This is a genomic window from Rhodopirellula sp. P2 (assembly GCF_028768465.1).
GTDB lineage: Bacteria > Planctomycetota > Planctomycetia > Pirellulales > Pirellulaceae > Rhodopirellula.
The window spans coordinates 4,919,789-4,939,644 of record NZ_CP118225.1 but is presented as its reverse complement, the minus strand read 5'-3'; the positions used below and the strand labels follow the sequence as shown (position 1 = coordinate 4,939,644).

The following is a 19,856-nucleotide window of genomic DNA, read 5'->3' as shown; positions in this document are numbered from 1 at the left end:
TCTTCTTACGCATCTCTAACGAAATGAGCTAGGCCGAGGTGGTATCCGTGATTGGCAGAACGTTACGCATCAGCGGGGACGGGCGAACGACTTGCAAGCAGACGAGAAAACGGACCACCCGTCCTCCGTTGCATGCGATGGTTACCCGCCGCATTCATTCGGGCATGCCCATCCACGATCCATACATGGCCGGGTCGCAAAACGCAACACAGTCACCCGCAAATCGTCGTCGATCAAGTTCGTCTTGAGTATAGCAAAAATAGACCACGCGGTTGCACGCTCCACACGTGCGTTCGTTACGGCGAACAGTCGGGGATAAGTTAGCCCAGTGTTTCGGACAGTTTACCCGCAGCTGCGCATCACAGTTAGTGATGTCTGAATTTGCAGCCGCATAGTGGTGGTCAATCAACGCTGGCAGCATGGATCGTTCGGCGTGCTCCGCCGTGAAGTCTCGATCGAGAATGAACCGAAGAATTCGGCCGGTCTCGGAGTCAAAGTCGGTTGGCAAGACTAGCCGCAATGTCTGGCCGTCGAGGCCAATGGCGAGGATGCAGTGTTCTTGTGCGACTGATTGCGGGACCAATTCAAGTGCAAACGGGTCAACGGGAAGTGCGTCGAGTGACGAACGATCATGTCTCATGCACGTGCCATGTATCGCGAGAATCATTCAGTCGGGTAACGGTAGCCGTCACCGAGGACGGACGATTGATTTTCCACTTCAAAAACCGCGCAGGCCGTCCTTCGGTGCACGGCATAGTTATCGCAAGTTGTTTGTAAATTGCGGCCATCATCGGAAGTCCGCGTTGGTGAACAAGAGCCACAGTGTCGCGACCGAAACGAAACCAAAGAAAACGGTTAATCGGAACATGTATGAGGACCACAGGAGTCGTCGAGTCGATCGTCCAGTGAGATAAGCGTATAACGTAACCAGCGGAGATGCGATCACCAATCCACAGATCGCCCCGAAAGCGACGATGTCCACGATCGCAAGCATGATCTCCGATCGGTACGACGCGTAGGCTACAAGTGCGAAACCAAATACAAGCAGCATAAGCACCGGCCAACGAACGGCCCATTGTTTTGAATCGTTTTCAGCTCGGGACGAGGTCGGCGGGGCGTACGGTTCTCTCACCGTCTATAAGTACCTCAAGTCAGTGCGATAACGGTACCGATCAGCCGGTCGCGGCGGTTGATTCTCCATTTCGAAACGCCCCGCTACCGCGACTCGGTTGCATCGGATGGTTCAAGTAAGCCGCTATCGCGGCGGTTTCGTATTGGTGGTGGAACGGAAGCGTGACGGATTATTGGAAGCATCCTTTCAGGAGGAGCTGTTCGCTGGGAACAGCTCAGCAACTCCTCCTGAAAAGGAAACCAAGATGTCCAAGTTTAGCTCAAACGATTCGCAAGATGTACCTGGATCCCACTTCCCTGAAAGTCTTCGCCTGAGACTCTCTGAAGACTTGCACCTGACCGGCAAGGCCAAACGAACTCACGATGGCTACATCCGAGCGGTCAGGCAGCTCTCTGATTTCGCCGGCTGCAGTCCCGACCAGGTGAACGAGCAGCATGTGCGGCAGTTCTTCTTGCACCTGAAAAACGATCGCAACTTTGCTTATGGATCACTCCGCGTGGCATTCTCGGGCATCAAGTTCTTCTTCACGCACACCTGCAAGCGTGACTGGGAAATCATCAAGATGCTCAAGCTCCAGAACATCACCACGTTGCCGGAGGTGCTGACGATCGAGCAGGTTCATGAACTGATCGGCTCGGCGACCACGCGGCGAATGTTCGTCTATTTCTGGACCGTCTATTCGCTGGGACTGCGGCTCAATGAAGCACTGCATCTGCAGGTCAGTGACATCGACGCCCAGCGAGGCTGGGTCCATGTCCATCGTGGCAAGGGAGCCAAGGACCGGTATGTCCCGCTGCCGACGACGACCGTTCGACTTCTGCGAAGCTACTGGGCAAGTCACCGGCACCCACGCCTGCTGTTTCCGGCAGATGGCCGAAACCACAGCCTTGCCAAAGACGGCGTCAGCCAAGCGACGACTCCGATGAGCGAAACGGCCGTTCAAGGAGCGATGAAGCAGATCACAAAGAACCTCCGCTTTGGCAAGAAGGTCAGCATCCATACGCTGCGTCATTCCTATGCAACGCACTTGCTCGAAGCGGGCGTGGGACTGAAGGTGATTCAAAAGTACTTGGGGCATTCGTCGCTGCAGACCACCTTGGTCTATCTGCATCTGACTGACACCGCTGAGGCGAACGCTCGTCAAGAAATCGAAAGGCTGTTCGGTAGGCTGCCTGGCAGCGGCGAGTAAACCCGCTCTGGAAAATGCCCACGGTTGCGGAGGCTCTTCGCCAATTCGCACCGGCATACCTGCAGCAACACGCCGATTCGATCTCGATCGCCGAAGACAAAGTTCTTGGCGCGATCACTCGTTGTCGCACCGGTGCACTGGGTGGTGTTCACTACCAGTGCGGCGGTTGCGGAAGCGATCACTGGGTCGGACGTTCGTGTGGCAATCGACACTGTCCAAACTGCGGTCACGAGAAGACGCAGGCTTGGATTGAAACGCAGTCTGCCAAGCTGATGCCGGTTCATCACTTCTTGGTCACTTTCACTGTGCCCCGGGAGATCGGCTTGGTGCTGCGCGTTCACCAACGTGACGGCTACCGATGCTTGTTCGATGCCGGCAGTCAGAGCATTCGCGATGTGGGCGCGGCAACCAAGAGTCTGAAAGGATGTCAGCTTGGGTTCTTCGGCGTGCTTCATACTTGGGGGCGAGACCCGGCGGTCTATCATCCGCACGTTCACTATGTCGTTCCTGGCGGCGGAGTGAAACTGGATGAGCAAGGCAATGCCGAATCATGGCAGAGCACACCGGAGAACTTCTTGTTCCATCACGGCACGCTGATCCGCGTCTACAAAGCGAAGCTGGCCGATGAGCTTCGTGCCGCTGGGCTGTATGACCAAGTCGATCGCGAGACTTGGACGAAAGACTTCGTCGTCGACATCCAGGCGGTCGGGCACGGCGTTCCAACGCTGAAGTACCTGGCACCGTACATCCATCGAGTCGCGATCAACGACAGCCGGATCATCGATGTCAACTCAGAAACGGTGACGTACCAAATTCGTCGCAAAAGAAACGTGGTTCAGAGCAAAGAGGTTGCCGGCGAAGACTTCGTGGGCAACTTCTTGCAGCACGTGTTGCCGACGAACTTCATGAAGATCCGTCATTACGGATGGATGAGCGGGAACAGCAAGGTGAAAGTGGAGGAGGTGAAGTGGTTGGTCTGGCTGATGCTTGGCTGGACGTTCTGGCTGGGCAGCGGCTACGCGCCACAGGATGAACCACTGACCGTGCCGATGAAGTGTCGCCTGTGCGGCGGGATCATGCGAGCGATTGAGGTCAGCTACACATCGTTGTCGTCGCAGGGCATCCGTCCCGAGCATGGGCTGACTTACTACGACAGTGGGTAACGCATGAACCGGGGAAGTGAAATGACCGGTCGAATTCGAACGTCTTCAGGAGGGCGAAGGAGGAAGGTATGTCGCGACAGCAATCTCAAGCTCAAAATTAATCGGGCAATGAGCGTCAATCCGCTTCCATCCAACTCGTCGCCAGCGGAACAGGCACAGAGCAAACGGCCGATCAGCAATTCACCTACTTCAAAACCAACCTGCCTCTTCGTTAGAGAACGCAGCCGGGAAGCAATTCCCAAGAGATCCTCAATCAACGCCTCGCCATTTACCCCCGGGCATCTTGAACAGAGGACTTGAGCTTCGGCTAGGCGACGCGTTTTGAACCGCGACGAACGAAGCAACATGAAAGAGAAAGAGACTCAACCGCCGCATCCACGCGAAGTCAAATCCTTATTGGTTCCCCGTCCGCCTTCGATTCGAGCGTGTGCACCGCGATGACCCGCATCGGGCCGGGTTCCGCGTTGTCAAAGATTCCAGTTTCGAGGCAATCGATAGCGTAGTCAAGCGTGTCGATCAGACAGTGCGTGTTTACCTGGACGTTCGCCGCAACGTGGTTGCAGGACAGAGGCGAGCATTCAGGCGAGTTTTGCATCGAGTAGCAGACGATGTCGAACCCAAGCAACCGCGGGTTGATTGGCGGCGAAACATCGGTCTTAACGCCCGAATCCGGGCCGAAGCCATGCCAAGTGTGATCGTCATTCTTGAATTGTTGTGGATGAGCTTCGTAGTAAACGAACGTGAGATCATCCAACGCGATGCCGTGCTGCGAACACAGACGCGTAATCCGTGAAGGCTTGTCGAAAAACCAAAATCCGTTGTGCGCCCAAAAGGTGATGTAGTCCGTGAAGTCTGGCGAGATACAGTCGGATACGGCGTAGACGTTGCGAACTGATGGAACGTCCAACCAATCGGGACGCTCCACGATGCGTTTCGCCATGTAGCCGAGTGCGATCATTGGCATTCAGTCGGGGAACGGTACCCGTCACCGGGCCGGGAAAGTTGATTGTCCATTTGTGAAAACGCGCAAGCTCGGCTCCGGTGCAGTACGCCCGACATGGGCGTGATCTTGTGGGGTGCAAGTCCCCTGTACTTAGTTCCGGTTTCTTCGAAGAGGGAGTCATGATACCAAATGGATAGCTCGTAAAGAACAGTACGAGGCGAGGGCAACTGCGGGGAGGTGACAAACCGTGGGGAGGAAGCCTGCGAAGATGATCGGTAAGCCAGCAAAGAATCGTCGCTGGACATCTTCTCGCCAAGACCCGCCAGGTGACGAACAGAAACTTGATACGAGGCCGACGACTCCAGGCGATTGGGCTGCTGACCAAGAAGCCGAACCGGAAGAAAGAGCGGAGGTAGATCAAGCACTTGGGCGGGGACAGATCACGTGTTCTTGAGCGATCAAGGACGTCCCTTATTTGGGGAGATCTCGATGCGTACCCGTGAGTAGGGCTTGCCCGAAAGGCGGGGCGGAATGCGGCAACGTATGCCCGTGCAAAGAGAAGTCAGCAGAAGGCATAGTAGCGATCCGCCGAATCCAACGGCGACGCGAAGGCCTGAAGGGAATGAGCAAGCACGTATCGACATCATCTCACGAAGGAGCCGTTGCCGTATGGCAATCTCTTAGCGGCGAAGCTGTCGGTCCAATGGCTTGGGTCATCGCGGCGACGCGTTGATTTGAAACTCGTGCTCAACCGCCTAGTGCGGTCCCGCATGCTAGGTGGTGTGGGAGGGGTCCCGGGCAACCGGGCCCCTATCCCGATCGCCATGGTTATCCGCCGCATTGCTTCAGATTGGGTCGTCACGAAGGAACTCAACTACAGTTTCGATAGAATCAACGATCGAAGAGTTAAGTTTAGAAACATCGAATCCCTCGGCAACGCATTCGAATGTGGAGTCGTGAAAGACGAAGATGAAATGGCGTTTCGATGCGAGAAAGCGATCCCGGTCGTGGTATGGGTGTACCGAATTCATCGATTCAAGTGCACGAATCCAAGACGAGTCACGGATTTCAAACGCAGCGAAGGGTTCGAGCCCGCGTCCCGAGAGCGGATGTCCCGCGATTGCCTCCTCGTTTGGTGCACCCATCATATGAGCGTATGGTCGGCGAAAGCGAATGAGTGCGACCGTGCCGTCGGTTTCCGTGCCGACCACGTTAACGTAAGTGCCATCCCAGTTTGGATCAGGGTCCGACACGAGGTATTCGAGTATCAGTCGGTAATCGTCAGCAACGACTGTCGGTAGCGGCGCACCCACGTCGGATTGCGGAACGTCCGAAAGTGGAACGACAGTGTCGAGTTCATCAACGGTGTACATCGAGTGTCATTTCAATTCGGATAACGTCACCGATCACGCGGTCGGCGCGAGAGATCTTCCACTGGCAAAACGCCCTGACTCGCCGACTCGGGTGCATCGGATTGTTCCCCGTCTTTGTGAATTCAAATCCGAAACGCAATTTTTTGCGAAATCATTCGAAGAGCGACGCCGGTGTCTGATAGCCGTGACGTTTACGGGGTCGTAGGTTTAGCAGCATAGCGGCTTTGCGTACCTGCTGCCAGCTGATCGAACCATAGTCCACTCCCTTTGGGAAGTACTGCCGCAGCAGACCATTGGTGTTCTCATTGGTCCCTCGTTGGCCACTGCAGTATGGATCCGCGAAAAACACCTTGACGTTAAACCATGAGGGGAGCAATCGATGGTAGAAGAATTCGGTGCCATTGTCGAAGGTCATTGTCTTGATGTGCTTCTCCGGCACCTTGTTGAACATCGACCGGATCGTATCCATCACCAAACGCGATGACTTCTTCTTGCAGCGACCGACCAAGGTGTAGCCAGTCTTGCGGTCCACGGCAGTCACCAAGTAGCCCGTGCTCTTCTTGCAGACCACGAGATCGAGCTCCCAGTCGCCAATGCGTTTTCGGTTGCTGGCAACCTTCGGGCGGTCGTGAATCGATACGCGGTCAGCAGCTTGCTTGCGGATAAAACCTGGCTTTTGCTTGCGATTGCGACGCCCGCTCCGCCGCATCGCTTTGCGAAATGGGTGGTTTCGATCCAAAGACCAAAGATACTTGTAGATCGTTTGGTGGCTGATTTGAAGCTTGCCGGCCTGCTTCGAAAGATACCCACTGATTTGCTCAGGACTCCAGTTCAGAGCGAGTTTCTCAGACACGACCTCAAAGAGATCTGGGTCCTCCAACTTGCTGACGACCGATGGTCTTTCCTTCAGGAAGTTGGCTCGGCGTTCGGCATGCAATGGGTGATAGTGCTTGCCGGTGACATGGTTCCTTGCCAGTTCACGAGAAACAGTCGAGGGAGAGACTTCAATTGCTTCAGCGATCTCTTTCTGTTTCTTGCCGTCTCGCTGCATGACAGAGATGACAACGCGTTGATGAAAGGTAAGATGTGCCATAGCTGACTGAGTCCGTCTGAGTTGTTGGGATTTGAAGCTCCAAACAGCTTGGCGGGCTCAGTCGGTCTTCCGCCAGGGGGCACTGAAAAACCTTTCGTTTTTTCAGTGCTCTAAAAATTGCGTTTCGGGCTTGAATTCACACGTCGTGGAATCACCTAGTCGGGAAATACGGCGACAGCTCAGGCAATCCTGTTCGCATTATCGCGAAGCCGCAAAGTACCACAACGCAAATGCATATATACGCAGACAAACCAGCAAGAAGAAGCAGGCACGAATTAACGAAAACCGCGCAGCGGTACCCCGCACTCTCCCTTGAGCCAATCGTCTTCACGCCGGCATCAACTCCGAAAAACAGCGCGAGAAAGATTGCGGCGTGCACGACACCAGCCAGTTGCCACGCAGGAAGGGACTCCGGCAATACGAACCAGTCCAGTAAACCATTGAGCCTGGCGTAAGGAGTGTGAATTACAGGAAACTTGATGTAAATCGCGAGTTTCGTGACGAAGAGCAAGACACCGCATCCAGCCCAAAATGCACGAGCTCGATTCAGCTTTGAATCCCTAAATCCTTGCAGGAACTCAAAGGCCCCGTCTGCGGAAACCCTATTTGCCCATAGCAGGGCGATAGTTCCATACATAACGGACGATGATTTTACGCTTATACGACTTGCTATCGCGATTGCGAAAGCGAAGGGAAACGTAAGCAAGTCAAAGACACGACTCAATGCCCGTTCATAAAAGAGCAAGGCTCTGCGACCGATTACCCATTTTGGAATCAAGTGATCATTCGAGTCCCGTGTCGGCCGAATCTTTTTGTAGGGTCGCAGCAACCCAGTCGTAGCGAACCTATCCTGATACGATTCTGGAATGATCGCAGGCTCGTTGAATATATCAACGCAAAGGCAAAGCCTGCTGTAATTTGTGGGTATCGCGTATAGCGAGATCAGAGGACGCTTAATGAACGTCAGAAACGATGCTGCAACGTAAATCGTCGTCGCAGCTACGCCGAAGGCGAAGGTGAGAACGAGAAAGCATGACAGAACTGCCAATCCCAGGAAAACAAAGAGAACCCAAACCGCAATTGAAAATGGAACGTGATAAAGCAAAACAGCAACGTTAGCGACCACTTGCCCATCGTTCTCAGCACGCGATAGATCAGTGCCGGGCGTAGCATTCCAGGCGTCTACTTTGGATCCGTCGCGGGCGATAAGCACCGGCTCGAGAGCCCGAAATGCTTCCCACTTCGGTTTGGCAAACGCGATCAGTCTACTTTCAAGTATACGCCACCATCGCCTAAGCCTCAGTTTTGACTGCGGAGTTTGAATCAACCCGAGTGGCAGAATCAACGCACCCGCGAAAAAAAGCTTCCCTGAATCCGTTGTTGATACTAACCACACAAAAAGCGATGCAGCAACGACAGTCTCGACAATTGCTAGGAGTGACAGTTCGCCCGACTTGATCGACTCGTTGTCGCTATGAAGTTTCATGGCCAAGCAGGAATATTGCAAACCAATAAGGATTTGACTTCGCGTGGATGCGGCGGTTGAGTCTCTTTCTCTTTCATGTTGCTTCGTTCGTCGCGGTTCAAAACGCGTCGCCTAGCCGAAGCTCAAGTCCTCTGTTCAACCAATAAGGATTTGACTTCGCGTGGATGCGGCGGTTGAGTCTCTTTCTCTTTCATGTTGCTTCGTTCGTCGCGGTTCAAAACGCGTCGCCTAGCCGAAGCTCAAGTCCTCTGTTCAAGATGCCCGGGGGTAAATGGCGAGGCGTTGATTGAGGATCTCTTGGGAATTGCTTCCCGGCTGCGTTCTCTAACGAAGAGGCAGGTTGGTTTTGAAGTAGGTGAATTGCTGATCGGCCGTTTGCTCTGTGCCTGTTCCGCTGGCGACGAGTTGGATGGAAGCGGATTGACGCTCATTGCCCGATTAATTTTGAGCTTGAGATTGCTGTCGCGACATACCTTCCTCCTTCGCCCTCCTGAAGACGTTCGAATTCGACCGGTCATTTCACTTCCCCGGTTCATGCGTTACCCACTGTCGTAGTAAGTCAGCCCATGCTCGGGACGGATGCCCTGCGACGACAACGATGTGTAGCTGACCTCAATCGCTCGCATGATCCCGCCGCACAGGCGACACTTCATCGGTGCGGTCAGTGGTTCAACCTGTGGCGCGTAGCCACTGCCCAGCCAGAAAGTCCAGCCAAGCATCAGCCACACCAACCACTTCACCTCCTCGACCTTCACCTTGCTGTTGCCGCTCATCCACCCGTAATGACGAATCTTCATGAAGTTCGTCGGCAACACGTGCTGCAAGAAGTCGCCCACGAACTCTTCGCCGGCAACCTCTTTGTTCTGAACCACGTTTCCCTTGCGACGAATTTGGTACGTCACCGTTTCTGAGTTGACATCGATGATCCGGCTGTCGTTGATCGCGACTCGATGAACGTACGGTGCCAGGTACTTCAGCGTTGGAACGCCGTGCCCGACCGCCTGGATGTCGACGACGAAGTCTTTCGTCCAAGTCTCGCGATCGACTTGGTCATACAGCCCAGCGGCACGAAGCTCATCGGCCAGCTTCGCTTTGTAGACGCGGATCAGCGTGCCGTGATGGAACAAGAAGTTCTCCGGTGTGCTCTGCCATGATTCGGCATTGCCTTGCTCATCCAGTTTCACTCCGCCGCCAGGAACGACATAGTGAACGTGCGGATGATAGACCGCCGGGTCACGGCCCCAGGTGTGCAGCACGCCGAAGAATCCAAGCTGGCATCCTTTCAGGCTCTTGGTTGCCGCGCCCACATCGCGAATGCTCTGACTGCTGGCATCGAACAAGCATCGGTAGCCGTCACGTTGGTGAACGCGCAGCACCAAGCCGATCTCCCGGGGCACCGTGAAAGTGACCAAGAAGTGATGAACCGGCATCAGCTTGGCAGACTGCGTTTCAATCCAAGCCTGCGTCTTCTCGTGACCGCAGTTTGGGCAGTGCCGATTGCCACACGAACGTCCGACCCAGTGATCGCTTCCGCAACCGCCGCACTGGTAGTGAACACCACCCAGTGCACCGGTGCGACAACGAGTGATCGCGCCAAGAACTTTATCTTCGGCGACCGAGATCGAATCGGCGTGTTGCTGCAGGTATGCCGGTGCGAATTGCCGAAGAGCCTCCGCAACCGTGGGCATTTGCCAGAGCGGGTTTACTCGCCGCTGCCTGGTAGCCTACCGAACAACTTTTCGATTTCTTCACGAGCGTTGGCCTCGGCCGTATCAGTCAAATGCAGGTACACCATCGTGGTCTGCAGCGACGAATGCCCCAAGTACTTTTGAATCACCTTCAGCCCCACGCCCGCTTCGAGCAAGTGCGTCGCATAGGAATGACGCAGCGTATGAATGCTGACCTTCTTGCCAAAGCGGAGGTTTTTCGTGATCTGCTTCATTGCTCCTTGAACGGCCGTTTCGCTCATCGGAGTCGTCGCTTGACTGACGCCGTCTTTGGCAAGGCTGTGGTTTCGGCCATCTGCCGGAAACAGAAAGCTTGGATGTCGGTGACTTGCCCAGTAGTTTCGCAGAAGTCGAACGGTCGTCGTCGGCAGCGGGACATACCGGTCCTTGGCTCCCTTGCCACGATGGACATGGACCCAGCCTCGCTGGGCGTCGATGTCACTGACCTGCAAATGCAGCGCTTCATTGAGTCGCAGTCCCAGCGAATAGACGGTCCAGAAATAGACGAACATTCGCCGCGTGGTCGCCGAGCCGATCAGTTCATGAACCTGATCGATCGTCAGCACCTCCGGCAACGTGGTGATGTTTTGGAGCTTGAGCATCTTGATGATTTCCCAGTCACGCTTGCAGGTGTGCGTGAACAAGAATTTGATGCCTGAGAAGGCCACCCGGAGCGATCCATAAGCAAAGTTGCGTTCGTTTTTGAGGTGCAAGAAGAACTGCCGCACATGCTGCTCGGTCACCTGATCGGGACTGCAACCGGCGAAATCGGAGAGCTGCCTGACCGCTCGGATGTAGCCATCGTGAGTTCGCTTGGCCTTGCCGGTCAGGTGCAAGTCTTCGGAGAGTCTCAGGCGAAGACTTTCCGGGAAGTGAACTCCAGGTGCATTTTGCGGATTGTTTGAGCTAGAATTGGACATGTTGTGTTCCTTTTCAGGAGGAGTTGCTGAGCTGTTCCCAGCGAACAGCTCCTCCTGAAAGGTTGCTTCCAGCAATCCGCAACGCGTCCGTTCCACCATCAATTTGAAACCGCCGCGCTAGCGGCTTACTTGAACCAATAAGGATTTGACTTCGCGTGGATGCGGCGGTTGAGTCTCTTTCTCTTTCATGTTGCTTCGTTCGTCGCGGTTCAAAACGCGTCGCCTAGCCGAAGCTCAAGTCCTCTGTTCAAGATGCCCGGGGGTAAATGGCGAGGCGTTGATTGAGGATCTCTTGGGAATTGCTTCCCGGCTGCGTTCTCTAACGAAGAGGCAGGTTGGTTTTGAAGTAGGTGAATTGCTGATCGGCCGTTTGCTCTGTGCCTGTTCCGCTGGCGACGAGTTGGATGGAAGCGGATTGACGCTCATTGCCCGATTAATTTTGAGCTTGAGATTGCTGTCGCGACATACCTTCCTCCTTCGCCCTCCTGAAGACGTTCGAATTCGACCGGTCATTTCACTTCCCCGGTTCATGCGTTACCCACTGTCGTAGTAAGTCAGCCCATGCTCGGGACGGATGCCCTGCGACGACAACGATGTGTAGCTGACCTCAATCGCTCGCATGATCCCGCCGCACAGGCGACACTTCATCGGTGCGGTCAGTGGTTCAACCTGTGGCGCGTAGCCACTGCCCAGCCAGAAAGTCCAGCCAAGCATCAGCCACACCAACCACTTCACCTCCTCGACCTTCACCTTGCTGTTGCCGCTCATCCACCCGTAATGACGAATCTTCATGAAGTTCGTCGGCAACACGTGCTGCAAGAAGTCGCCCACGAACTCTTCGCCGGCAACCTCTTTGTTCTGAACCACGTTTCCCTTGCGACGAATTTGGTACGTCACCGTTTCTGAGTTGACATCGATGATCCGGCTGTCGTTGATCGCGACTCGATGAACGTACGGTGCCAGGTACTTCAGCGTTGGAACGCCGTGCCCGACCGCCTGGATGTCGACGACGAAGTCTTTCGTCCAAGTCTCGCGATCGACTTGGTCATACAGCCCAGCGGCACGAAGCTCATCGGCCAGCTTCGCTTTGTAGACGCGGATCAGCGTGCCGTGATGGAACAAGAAGTTCTCCGGTGTGCTCTGCCATGATTCGGCATTGCCTTGCTCATCCAGTTTCACTCCGCCGCCAGGAACGACATAGTGAACGTGCGGATGATAGACCGCCGGGTCACGGCCCCAGGTGTGCAGCACGCCGAAGAATCCAAGCTGGCATCCTTTCAGGCTCTTGGTTGCCGCGCCCACATCGCGAATGCTCTGACTGCTGGCATCGAACAAGCATCGGTAGCCGTCACGTTGGTGAACGCGCAGCACCAAGCCGATCTCCCGGGGCACCGTGAAAGTGACCAAGAAGTGATGAACCGGCATCAGCTTGGCAGACTGCGTTTCAATCCAAGCCTGCGTCTTCTCGTGACCGCAGTTTGGGCAGTGCCGATTGCCACACGAACGTCCGACCCAGTGATCGCTTCCGCAACCGCCGCACTGGTAGTGAACACCACCCAGTGCACCGGTGCGACAACGAGTGATCGCGCCAAGAACTTTATCTTCGGCGACCGAGATCGAATCGGCGTGTTGCTGCAGGTATGCCGGTGCGAATTGCCGAAGAGCCTCCGCAACCGTGGGCATTTGCCAGAGCGGGTTTACTCGCCGCTGCCTGGTAGCCTACCGAACAACTTTTCGATTTCTTCACGAGCGTTGGCCTCGGCCGTATCAGTCAAATGCAGGTACACCATCGTGGTCTGCAGCGACGAATGCCCCAAGTACTTTTGAATCACCTTCAGCCCCACGCCCGCTTCGAGCAAGTGCGTCGCATAGGAATGACGCAGCGTATGAATGCTGACCTTCTTGCCAAAGCGGAGGTTTTTCGTGATCTGCTTCATTGCTCCTTGAACGGCCGTTTCGCTCATCGGAGTCGTCGCTTGACTGACGCCGTCTTTGGCAAGGCTGTGGTTTCGGCCATCTGCCGGAAACAGAAAGCTTGGATGTCGGTGACTTGCCCAGTAGTTTCGCAGAAGTCGAACGGTCGTCGTCGGCAGCGGGACATACCGGTCCTTGGCTCCCTTGCCACGATGGACATGGACCCAGCCTCGCTGGGCGTCGATGTCACTGACCTGCAAATGCAGCGCTTCATTGAGTCGCAGTCCCAGCGAATAGACGGTCCAGAAATAGACGAACATTCGCCGCGTGGTCGCCGAGCCGATCAGTTCATGAACCTGATCGATCGTCAGCACCTCCGGCAACGTGGTGATGTTTTGGAGCTTGAGCATCTTGATGATTTCCCAGTCACGCTTGCAGGTGTGCGTGAACAAGAATTTGATGCCTGAGAAGGCCACCCGGAGCGATCCATAAGCAAAGTTGCGTTCGTTTTTGAGGTGCAAGAAGAACTGCCGCACATGCTGCTCGGTCACCTGATCGGGACTGCAACCGGCGAAATCGGAGAGCTGCCTGACCGCTCGGATGTAGCCATCGTGAGTTCGCTTGGCCTTGCCGGTCAGGTGCAAGTCTTCGGAGAGTCTCAGGCGAAGACTTTCCGGGAAGTGAACTCCAGGTGCATTTTGCGGATTGTTTGAGCTAGAATTGGACATGTTGTGTTCCTTTTCAGGAGGAGTTGCTGAGCTGTTCCCAGCGAACAGCTCCTCCTGAAAGGTTGCTTCCAGCAATCCGCAACGCGTCCGTTCCACCATCAATTTGAAACCGCCGCGCTAGCGGCTTACTTGAACCAATGGATTGCACGGGAGTCGGGTGTCACGCGTTTTGACAGATCAAACTTTTCACGGCCCGACCCCGTGAATCCAAACGTTCGCCGACTGACTGAATGTTTGCACCACTCGTCCTGCCCTTCCAGATTACGGTAGCTGCCTTCGCGGTTCTTTGGTGCCTGGGTGCGATGACACTTCGATCACCAAAGCGAATTTCTTGGCTGACTCTTGCCGGTATGCTCCTCTTCATCCCATCCTGCGTCGGAGTGATGGCAGTTGTCGACTTGCAACGTTACGGTCGATTCGATTACGCAAACGCGTCTAAGGTTCCCAGGGATGGATACATTGAGTTTCCAGCAGATGCTACGGACATTATTCTTTATCGAAATGGCGCGGGTCACTGGGCGAAATTTGCCATCGACACTCCGTCGTTGCGATCTTGGGTCGACGAGCGTCGTTCATTGCGTCCAGACTTGAATCAACACCATGACGATGATGAATGGCTGCCAAAATTAGGCGGTCCTCAGTGGCAGCAGCAGCACATGATCGAATTGAGCCAGCAAGTTTTCAGCGATCGTTTTCCAGATACCGGCTGGATCTACGACCCATCAATGCTGGAAGTGTACGTCAGGCGTTCTGACCGAGGTGGCGGCTACACCCTCTGGCATGTACCATCCAGTGGTGACACTTATATCAGCGCCCGATACTGGTAATGCGGCGAACCATTCCGATGCACGGGAGCGGCGAAGTCGCGTTTTGTGACAATTGAACATTCCTCGTCGCCGCCCCGTGATCGGCGACGTTATCCGACTGAAGTATGGTTCAAGGGTGCTGTTGTGCTAGCGTCCATCTGTATGTTCAAGTAAGCCGCTAGCGCGGCGGTTTCAAATTGATGGTGGAACGGACGCGTTGCGGATTGCTGGAAGCAACCTTTCAGGAGGAGCTGTTCGCTGGGAACAGCTCAGCAACTCCTCCTGAAAAGGAACACAACATGTCCAATTCTAGCTCAAACAATCCGCAAAATGCACCTGGAGTTCACTTCCCGGAAAGTCTTCGCCTGAGACTCTCCGAAGACTTGCACCTGACCGGCAAGGCCAAGCGAACTCACGATGGCTACATCCGAGCGGTCAGGCAGCTCTCCGATTTCGCCGGTTGCAGTCCCGATCAGGTGACCGAGCAGCATGTGCGGCAGTTCTTCTTGCACCTCAAAAACGAACGCAACTTTGCTTATGGATCGCTCCGGGTGGCCTTCTCAGGCATCAAATTCTTGTTCACGCACACCTGCAAGCGTGACTGGGAAATCATCAAGATGCTCAAGCTCCAAAACATCACCACGTTGCCGGAGGTGCTGACGATCGATCAGGTTCATGAACTGATCGGCTCGGCGACCACGCGGCGAATGTTCGTCTATTTCTGGACCGTCTATTCGCTGGGACTGCGACTCAATGAAGCGCTGCATTTGCAGGTCAGTGACATCGACGCCCAGCGAGGCTGGGTCCATGTCCATCGTGGCAAGGGAGCCAAGGACCGGTATGTCCCGCTGCCGACGACGACCGTTCGACTTCTGCGAAACTACTGGGCAAGTCACCGACATCCAAGCTTTCTGTTTCCGGCAGATGGCCGAAACCACAGCCTTGCCAAAGACGGCGTCAGTCAAGCGACGACTCCGATGAGCGAAACGGCCGTTCAAGGAGCAATGAAGCAGATCACGAAAAACCTCCGCTTTGGCAAGAAGGTCAGCATTCATACGCTGCGTCATTCCTATGCGACGCACTTGCTCGAAGCGGGCGTGGGGCTGAAGGTGATTCAAAAGTACTTGGGGCATTCGTCGCTGCAGACCACGATGGTGTACCTGCATTTGACTGATACGGCCGAGGCCAACGCTCGTGAAGAAATCGAAAAGTTGTTCGGTAGGCTACCAGGCAGCGGCGAGTAAACCCGCTCTGGCAAATGCCCACGGTTGCGGAGGCTCTTCGGCAATTCGCACCGGCATACCTGCAGCAACACGCCGATTCGATCTCGGTCGCCGAAGATAAAGTTCTTGGCGCGATCACTCGTTGTCGCACCGGTGCACTGGGTGGTGTTCACTACCAGTGCGGCGGTTGCGGAAGCGATCACTGGGTCGGACGTTCGTGTGGCAATCGGCACTGCCCAAACTGCGGTCACGAGAAGACGCAGGCTTGGATTGAAACGCAGTCTGCCAAGCTGATGCCGGTTCATCACTTCTTGGTCACTTTCACGGTGCCCCGGGAGATCGGCTTGGTGCTGCGCGTTCACCAACGTGACGGCTACCGATGCTTGTTCGATGCCAGCAGTCAGAGCATTCGCGATGTGGGCGCGGCAACCAAGAGCCTGAAAGGATGCCAGCTTGGATTCTTCGGCGTGCTGCACACCTGGGGCCGTGACCCGGCGGTCTATCATCCGCACGTTCACTATGTCGTTCCTGGCGGCGGAGTGAAACTGGATGAGCAAGGCAATGCCGAATCATGGCAGAGCACACCGGAGAACTTCTTGTTCCATCACGGCACGCTGATCCGCGTCTACAAAGCGAAGCTGGCCGATGAGCTTCGTGCCGCTGGGCTGTATGACCAAGTCGATCGCGAGACTTGGACGAAAGACTTCGTCGTCGACATCCAGGCGGTCGGGCACGGCGTTCCAACGCTGAAGTACCTGGCACCGTACGTTCATCGAGTCGCGATCAACGACAGCCGGATCATCGATGTCAACTCAGAAACGGTGACGTACCAAATTCGTCGCAAGGGAAACGTGGTTCAGAACAAAGAGGTTGCCGGCGAAGAGTTCGTGGGCGACTTCTTGCAGCACGTGTTGCCGACGAACTTCATGAAGATTCGTCATTACGGGTGGATGAGCGGCAACAGCAAGGTGAAGGTCGAGGAGGTGAAGTGGTTGGTGTGGCTGATGCTTGGCTGGACTTTCTGGCTGGGCAGTGGCTACGCGCCACAGGTTGAACCACTGACCGCACCGATGAAGTGTCGCCTGTGCGGCGGGATCATGCGAGCGATTGAGGTCAGCTACACATCGTTGTCGTCGCAGGGCATCCGTCCCGAGCATGGGCTGACTTACTACGACAGTGGGTAACGCATGAACCGGGGAAGTGAAATGACCGGTCGAATTCGAACGTCTTCAGGAGGGCGAAGGAGGAAGGTATGTCGCGACAGCAATCTCAAGCTCAAAATTAATCGGGCAATGAGCGTCAATCCGCTTCCATCCAACTCGTCGCCAGCGGAACAGGCACAGAGCAAACGGCCGATCAGCAATTCACCTACTTCAAAACCAACCTGCCTCTTCGTTAGAGAACGCAGCCGGGAAGCAATTCCCAAGAGATCCTCAATCAACGCCTCGCCATTTACCCCCGGGCATCTTGAACAGAGGACTTGAGCTTCGGCTAGGCGACGCGTTTTGAACCGCGACGAACGAAGCAACATGAAAGAGAAAGAGACTCAACCGCCGCATCCACGCGAAGTCAAATCCTTATTGGTTCAAGTAAGCCGCTAGCGCGGCGGTTTCAAATTGATGGTGGAACGGACGCGTTGCGGATTGCTGGAAGCAACCTTTCAGGAGGAGCTGTTCGCTGGGAACAGCTCAGCAACTCCTCCTGAAAAGGAACACAACATGTCCAATTCTAGCTCAAACAATCCGCAAAATGCACCTGGAGTTCACTTCCCGGAAAGTCTTCGCCTGAGACTCTCCGAAGACTTGCACCTGACCGGCAAGGCCAAGCGAACTCACGATGGCTACATCCGAGCGGTCAGGCAGCTCTCCGATTTCGCCGGTTGCAGTCCCGATCAGGTGACCGAGCAGCATGTGCGGCAGTTCTTCTTGCACCTCAAAAACGAACGCAACTTTGCTTATGGATCGCTCCGGGTGGCCTTCTCAGGCATCAAATTCTTGTTCACGCACACCTGCAAGCGTGACTGGGAAATCATCAAGATGCTCAAGCTCCAAAACATCACCACGTTGCCGGAGGTGCTGACGATCGATCAGGTTCATGAACTGATCGGCTCGGCGACCACGCGGCGAATGTTCGTCTATTTCTGGACCGTCTATTCGCTGGGACTGCGACTCAATGAAGCGCTGCATTTGCAGGTCAGTGACATCGACGCCCAGCGAGGCTGGGTCCATGTCCATCGTGGCAAGGGAGCCAAGGACCGGTATGTCCCGCTGCCGACGACGACCGTTCGACTTCTGCGAAACTACTGGGCAAGTCACCGACATCCAAGCTTTCTGTTTCCGGCAGATGGCCGAAACCACAGCCTTGCCAAAGACGGCGTCAGTCAAGCGACGACTCCGATGAGCGAAACGGCCGTTCAAGGAGCAATGAAGCAGATCACGAAAAACCTCCGCTTTGGCAAGAAGGTCAGCATTCATACGCTGCGTCATTCCTATGCGACGCACTTGCTCGAAGCGGGCGTGGGGCTGAAGGTGATTCAAAAGTACTTGGGGCATTCGTCGCTGCAGACCACGATGGTGTACCTGCATTTGACTGATACGGCCGAGGCCAACGCTCGTGAAGAAATCGAAAAGTTGTTCGGTAGGCTACCAGGCAGCGGCGAGTAAACCCGCTCTGGCAAATGCCCACGGTTGCGGAGGCTCTTCGGCAATTCGCACCGGCATACCTGCAGCAACACGCCGATTCGATCTCGGTCGCCGAAGATAAAGTTCTTGGCGCGATCACTCGTTGTCGCACCGGTGCACTGGGTGGTGTTCACTACCAGTGCGGCGGTTGCGGAAGCGATCACTGGGTCGGACGTTCGTGTGGCAATCGGCACTGCCCAAACTGCGGTCACGAGAAGACGCAGGCTTGGATTGAAACGCAGTCTGCCAAGCTGATGCCGGTTCATCACTTCTTGGTCACTTTCACGGTGCCCCGGGAGATCGGCTTGGTGCTGCGCGTTCACCAACGTGACGGCTACCGATGCTTGTTCGATGCCAGCAGTCAGAGCATTCGCGATGTGGGCGCGGCAACCAAGAGCCTGAAAGGATGCCAGCTTGGATTCTTCGGCGTGCTGCACACCTGGGGCCGTGACCCGGCGGTCTATCATCCGCACGTTCACTATGTCGTTCCTGGCGGCGGAGTGAAACTGGATGAGCAAGGCAATGCCGAATCATGGCAGAGCACACCGGAGAACTTCTTGTTCCATCACGGCACGCTGATCCGCGTCTACAAAGCGAAGCTGGCCGATGAGCTTCGTGCCGCTGGGCTGTATGACCAAGTCGATCGCGAGACTTGGACGAAAGACTTCGTCGTCGACATCCAGGCGGTCGGGCACGGCGTTCCAACGCTGAAGTACCTGGCACCGTACGTTCATCGAGTCGCGATCAACGACAGCCGGATCATCGATGTCAACTCAGAAACGGTGACGTACCAAATTCGTCGCAAGGGAAACGTGGTTCAGAACAAAGAGGTTGCCGGCGAAGAGTTCGTGGGCGACTTCTTGCAGCACGTGTTGCCGACGAACTTCATGAAGATTCGTCATTACGGGTGGATGAGCGGCAACAGCAAGGTGAAGGTCGAGGAGGTGAAGTGGTTGGTGTGGCTGATGCTTGGCTGGACTTTCTGGCTGGGCAGTGGCTACGCGCCACAGGTTGAACCACTGACCGCACCGATGAAGTGTCGCCTGTGCGGCGGGATCATGCGAGCGATTGAGGTCAGCTACACATCGTTGTCGTCGCAGGGCATCCGTCCCGAGCATGGGCTGACTTACTACGACAGTGGGTAACGCATGAACCGGGGAAGTGAAATGACCGGTCGAATTCGAACGTCTTCAGGAGGGCGAAGGAGGAAGGTATGTCGCGACAGCAATCTCAAGCTCAAAATTAATCGGGCAATGAGCGTCAATCCGCTTCCATCCAACTCGTCGCCAGCGGAACAGGCACAGAGCAAACGGCCGATCAGCAATTCACCTACTTCAAAACCAACCTGCCTCTTCGTTAGAGAACGCAGCCGGGAAGCAATTCCCAAGAGATCCTCAATCAACGCCTCGCCATTTACCCCCGGGCATCTTGAACAGAGGACTTGAGCTTCGGCTAGGCGACGCGTTTTGAACCGCGAC

The 19,856-nt window shown here is 55.3% G+C and carries 16 protein-coding genes; 7 read left to right on the top strand and 9 right to left on the bottom strand.

The annotated features are described in order from the left end of the window. Positions 1-154 precede the first annotated feature (154 nt). On the bottom strand, positions 155-640 hold the full coding sequence (locus PSR62_RS25800; protein WP_443217442.1) for a hypothetical protein: 486 nt from the start codon (positions 638-640) through the stop codon (positions 155-157). Between the two features lie 640 nt (positions 641-1,280). On the opposite strand from PSR62_RS25800, the gene PSR62_RS17540 reads away from it, so the two are divergent. Together PSR62_RS17540 and PSR62_RS17535 are read left to right on the top strand one after the other, a co-directional pair. After that, a complete protein-coding gene (locus tag PSR62_RS17540) occupies positions 1,281-2,321 on the top strand; it encodes a tyrosine-type recombinase/integrase (RefSeq protein ID WP_338020203.1) in 1,041 nt (346 codons plus the stop codon). A 14-nt stretch (positions 2,322-2,335) separates the two neighbouring features. Next, on the top strand, positions 2,336-3,484 hold the full coding sequence (locus PSR62_RS17535) for an IS91 family transposase (RefSeq protein WP_274403807.1): 1,149 nt from the start codon (positions 2,336-2,338) through the stop codon (positions 3,482-3,484). A gap of 385 nt (positions 3,485-3,869) precedes the next feature. Here the strand turns inward: PSR62_RS17535 and PSR62_RS17530 are convergent, their stop codons facing one another. The 8 genes from PSR62_RS17530 to PSR62_RS17495 form a co-directional block, all read right to left on the bottom strand. Then, positions 3,870-4,442: a hypothetical protein gene (locus PSR62_RS17530; protein ID WP_274404294.1), complete on the bottom strand. Its 573-nt coding sequence runs from the start codon at positions 4,440-4,442 to the stop codon at positions 3,870-3,872. Positions 4,443-5,272: 830 nt separating this feature from the next. Beyond that, a complete protein-coding gene (locus PSR62_RS17525) occupies positions 5,273-5,800 on the bottom strand; it encodes a hypothetical protein (protein WP_274404293.1) in 528 nt (175 codons plus the stop codon). Positions 5,801-5,951: 151 nt separating this feature from the next. Beyond that, positions 5,952-6,893 carry an IS30 family transposase gene (locus PSR62_RS17520; protein ID WP_274404292.1) on the bottom strand — a complete coding sequence of 314 codons (942 nt, stop codon included), beginning with the start codon at positions 6,891-6,893 and terminating at the stop codon, positions 5,952-5,954. Between the two features lie 151 nt (positions 6,894-7,044). Continuing rightward, positions 7,045-8,379 carry a hypothetical protein gene (locus PSR62_RS17515; protein ID WP_274404291.1) on the bottom strand — a complete coding sequence of 445 codons (1,335 nt, stop codon included), beginning with the start codon at positions 8,377-8,379 and terminating at the stop codon, positions 7,045-7,047. 539 nt (positions 8,380-8,918) lie between these two features. Then, a complete protein-coding gene (locus PSR62_RS17510; protein WP_274403800.1) occupies positions 8,919-10,067 on the bottom strand; it encodes an IS91 family transposase in 1,149 nt (382 codons plus the stop codon). Positions 10,068-10,081: 14 nt separating this feature from the next. Beyond that, on the bottom strand, positions 10,082-11,122 hold the full coding sequence (locus tag PSR62_RS17505) for a tyrosine-type recombinase/integrase (RefSeq protein WP_338020217.1): 1,041 nt from the start codon (positions 11,120-11,122) through the stop codon (positions 10,082-10,084). Between the two features lie 438 nt (positions 11,123-11,560). Continuing rightward, positions 11,561-12,709, bottom strand: a complete 1,149-nt coding sequence (locus PSR62_RS17500) for an IS91 family transposase (protein WP_274403800.1) — start codon at positions 12,707-12,709, stop codon at positions 11,561-11,563. Between the two features lie 14 nt (positions 12,710-12,723). After that, complete coding sequence (locus tag PSR62_RS17495; protein WP_338020217.1) at positions 12,724-13,764, bottom strand: tyrosine-type recombinase/integrase; 1,041 nt, start codon at positions 13,762-13,764, stop codon at positions 12,724-12,726. 134 nt (positions 13,765-13,898) lie between these two features. On the opposite strand from PSR62_RS17495, the gene PSR62_RS17490 reads away from it, so the two are divergent. The 5 genes from PSR62_RS17490 (at position 13,899) to PSR62_RS17470 (ending at position 19,523) form a co-directional block, all read left to right on the top strand. Continuing rightward, positions 13,899-14,495 (top strand): hypothetical protein, encoded by a 597-nt coding sequence (locus PSR62_RS17490; RefSeq protein ID WP_274404290.1) that lies wholly within the window; start codon positions 13,899-13,901, stop codon positions 14,493-14,495. A gap of 182 nt (positions 14,496-14,677) precedes the next feature. Continuing rightward, a complete protein-coding gene (locus PSR62_RS17485) occupies positions 14,678-15,718 on the top strand; it encodes a tyrosine-type recombinase/integrase (RefSeq protein WP_338020217.1) in 1,041 nt (346 codons plus the stop codon). Between the two features lie 14 nt (positions 15,719-15,732). Continuing rightward, a complete protein-coding gene (locus tag PSR62_RS17480) occupies positions 15,733-16,881 on the top strand; it encodes an IS91 family transposase (RefSeq protein ID WP_274403800.1) in 1,149 nt (382 codons plus the stop codon). Positions 16,882-17,319: 438 nt separating this feature from the next. Further along, positions 17,320-18,360 (top strand): tyrosine-type recombinase/integrase, encoded by a 1,041-nt coding sequence (locus PSR62_RS17475; RefSeq protein WP_338020217.1) that lies wholly within the window; start codon positions 17,320-17,322, stop codon positions 18,358-18,360. Between the two features lie 14 nt (positions 18,361-18,374). Next, positions 18,375-19,523: an IS91 family transposase gene (locus PSR62_RS17470; RefSeq protein WP_274403800.1), complete on the top strand. Its 1,149-nt coding sequence runs from the start codon at positions 18,375-18,377 to the stop codon at positions 19,521-19,523. Positions 19,524-19,856: the final 333 nt, after the last annotated feature.